This window comes from Phycicoccus elongatus Lp2 (assembly GCF_000367525.1).
Taxonomy (GTDB): Bacteria; Actinomycetota; Actinomycetes; order Actinomycetales; family Dermatophilaceae; genus Phycicoccus_A; species Phycicoccus_A elongatus.
Genome location: NZ_HF570956.1, coordinates 2,978,380 through 2,981,397, shown reverse-complemented (window position 1 = coordinate 2,981,397; position 3,018 = coordinate 2,978,380). Strand labels below are relative to the sequence as shown.

At 68.4% G+C, this 3,018-nt stretch carries 3 protein-coding genes; all 3 read right to left on the bottom strand.

Going from position 1 to position 3,018, the window contains the following annotated elements; genetic code table 11:
- Positions 1-47: 47 nt before the first annotated feature.
- Positions 48-2,024 carry a DUF2207 domain-containing protein gene (locus BN10_RS14430; protein WP_010851989.1) on the bottom strand — a complete coding sequence of 659 codons (1,977 nt, stop codon included), beginning with the start codon at positions 2,022-2,024 and terminating at the stop codon, positions 48-50.
- A complete protein-coding gene (gene smpB / locus BN10_RS14425) occupies positions 2,021-2,491 on the bottom strand; it encodes an SsrA-binding protein SmpB (RefSeq protein ID WP_010851988.1) in 471 nt (156 codons plus the stop codon). The genes BN10_RS14430 and smpB overlap by 4 nt, the downstream gene beginning before the upstream one ends.
- A gap of 71 nt (positions 2,492-2,562) precedes the next feature.
- On the bottom strand, positions 2,563-3,018 hold a 456-nt coding region (locus BN10_RS14420), incomplete at its 5' end, for a M23 family metallopeptidase (RefSeq protein ID WP_156917417.1).

The window sequence follows — 3,018 nt, the reverse complement described above, 5'->3', positions numbered from 1 at the left end:
GTCCGGCGAGTGGACGGCATACCAACCACCCTGCCGGACACAAGGGATCACCAGGAGCCGCCGCCGCCCCCGACACCGCCGCCACCGGAGAAACCGCCGCCACCACTGAAGCCGCTCGACCCGGACGAGCCCGGGGTGGAGACGAAGGTGCCGGCCGCCTGGGTGGAGAAGGAGTCCATGTCGGCCGCGATGTTGTCGAAGGTCGTCATGCTCCACGGCCCGATGTACCAGGACGGCATGATGACCGAGTGACCGGCCGCCTGCGCCGCCTGGGCGACCTCCTCGAAGACCTTGGCCCAGCGCTCGGTGAGCCCGAAGACGATCGCATACGGCAAGAACCTGCTGAAGACATCCTGGGCCTCCTCCCAGCGAACCTGGTTGGCCTCGGCGGTCGCGATGTACTGCCGGAAGCCGAGCGACTGGTCGAGGACCGCGCTGCCGACAGCGGTGCGTGAGGCCATCCGGCGACCGAGGAGGAACAAGATGCCGCCGGCGAGCGCACCGCCACCGCCCAGGATCACCAGCGGGCTGATCGGCAGGCCCCACTCGGAGAGCGACCCGAACACGCTGCCGGCGAAGAAGGCGCCCATGACCGAGACCAGCGCGATCACGAAGCCGAGCGCCATCCAGCTCGAGCGTTGGCTCTCGGGGCTGCGGCGGAACCAGCCACGGTCGACGACCTCGTCGTACATCATCGACTGGACGCGCTTGAGGGTCGGCGCGAAGGTGTTCTTCAGTTCGTCGAGATGCACGACGTCGCGGCCGGCGAACACAGCGTCGAGCAGGTGCTGCTCGTAAGCCGCCAGCGGGGTGCGGTCTCGCACCTGCGCTGAGGCAGTCAGCACCCAGTCTCCGCGATGCCAGACGCTGGTCTTCTCCGGCGCGGTGAGGGTCAGGTGTCCGCGCACGGCGAGGTCGATGAGAGTTGCCGTGACGTCGACGACGTTGGCTTCCTCGTCGAGGATCGTCCCCATCATCCCGGGCTGAACCCCGGACGGCGGGTTGAATTGGACCGCGATCGTCCCCGGTCCGGAGCGGCGGGCGATCGGGACGTCTGGTTGGTCGGCACCAGGTGTCAGCCCGGGGGTGAGGCCTGCGAAATGCTCGTCGCGACCCCGCGTCCAGACCAGGACCCCCATCAGACCTGCGGCCAGGACGGGCAGGAGTGCTCCGAGACCACCGAGCAGCCAGCCGAGCGTGCGTCCCACCCGCGGCGACACCTTCGTCTCGGAGGTGTCCGTCGCCGAGCCATCGCGCAGGTCGGGCTGGAGGTCCCCGAAGGCCGTGCGGGGATAGGACGCCAGGATGCTCACGCCTTCGCCCGGGCCGATGTCCGGGGTGGTGAAGGTCGACGTCTCGCCCGCCTGCGCAGTGCACTCGGTCGTCGAACCACGAGTTCCGTAGAAACACGCCGCACGAGTGGCCGCCGCAGGTGCCTTTACGGTCGCCCGGGGGGCCTTGTACACGTACTCGTTCGACGTCGACACGTGATCGAAGTAGAACTCGGCCGTGCCATCGCCGATGTCGTTGACGACGTTCTCGAGGTGGAAGGACACCACGTAGGTCTGGGTACCGGACACCGTCCGGGAGGGCCAGCCGATGCGGATCCGCTTCTCGGCGCCGAAGTCGCTGATCGAGACATCCGTCGGCGCACCGGTCGGTGACGTCACGCGCACGTCGCTCAGCGAGTAGTAGCGATACTGCGTCTGCGAATCCCGGTATCCGGCGCGGACCTGCACCGTGCGATAGATGCCGTGCCGCTCCTCGTCGGAGGGGAAGGTCCAGTCAATCGTCTGCTCGACGTCGACCGACCCGTCCTCGTTGACCGCGTAGACGACGTCGTAGCGATCGGCCTGGTCGAGGCTGACCGGGGCGAAACCCTGCAGCGCTTGGGTGTCCGCCCCGAGACCCGAGGCCGTCGCCGGTGCGGCGCCCCACGTCAGGAACGAGAGCAGGGCCACGACGAGGGCGACCCACGGCATCCGACGACGGGCGAGGTATGCCGCGCCCGCGGCATACCTCATCGATCGCCTCGGCCGTGGAGCGCACGCTGGACGTCACGCTGGTCCTGGCGCTCGCGCAGCGCGTGCCGCTTGTCGTAGTCCTTCTTGCCCTTTGCGACCGCGATCTCCACCTTGGCGCGCCCGTCCTTGAAGTAGAGCTGGAGCGGCACCAGCGTGTGCCCGCTCTCGCGCGTCTTGATCATGAGCTTGTCGAGCTCTCGACGGTGCAGGAGCAGCTTGCGCTTGCGTCGCGGAGTGTGGTTGTTCCAGGTGCCGTTGTGGTACTCGGGGATGTGGACGCCTTCGAGCCAGAGTTCGTCACCACTGAACGCGGCCCACCCGTCAACGAGCGAGGCCCGGCCCATGCGCAACGCCTTGACCTCGGTGCCGAGCAGGCTGATGCCTGCTTCGTAGGTGTCCTCGATGTGATAGTCGTGGCGCGCCTTGCGGTTGCTCGCGACCACCTTGTGACCGGTTTCCTTGGCCATCGGGTTCGCCCCCCTCTCGTCGAGAGGCAACGCTACCCGGCAGGGGCAAACCGATTGGGCAAAGGGAGGCGTCAGAGCCAGCCACGCGGATTGACGGGATCGCCGTTGACATAGGTCTCGAAGTGCAGGTGACAGCCCGTGCTGAAGCCGGTCGTCCCCTCGTAGCCGATGACCTGGCCGCGCGTGACGCGGCCACCGCTCACGGCAATCCGCTGCATGTGGTTGTAACTGGTCGCGACCGGCACACCACGCTGGATGCCGTGGTCGATGACCACGCGATTGCCGTAGCCGCCCCCCCAACCGGCGGAGATGATCTCGCCGTCGAGGGCGGCCACGATCGGCTGACCGCACGGGGTGGCGATGTCGATGCCCGCGTGCAAGCGGCGAGTGCCGGTGATCGGGTGGATGCGGTAGCCGAACTCGGAGGTGACCACGCCGCCTGGAAGCGGCCACCCGAAGAGCCCTCCGGTGGATTGGGACCGTGGGGCCGGCGCTGCTGCGGCCCGGCCCGCCGCGGCCGCCGCAGC

Coding starts and splice junctions, on each gene's coding strand:
- BN10_RS14430 (WP_010851989.1), bottom strand. CDS start 2,024: ATGAGGTATGCCGCGGGCGCGGCATACCTCGCCCGTCGTCGGATGCCG.
- smpB (WP_010851988.1), bottom strand. CDS start 2,491: ATGGCCAAGGAAACCGGTCACAAGGTGGTCGCGAGCAACCGCAAGGCG.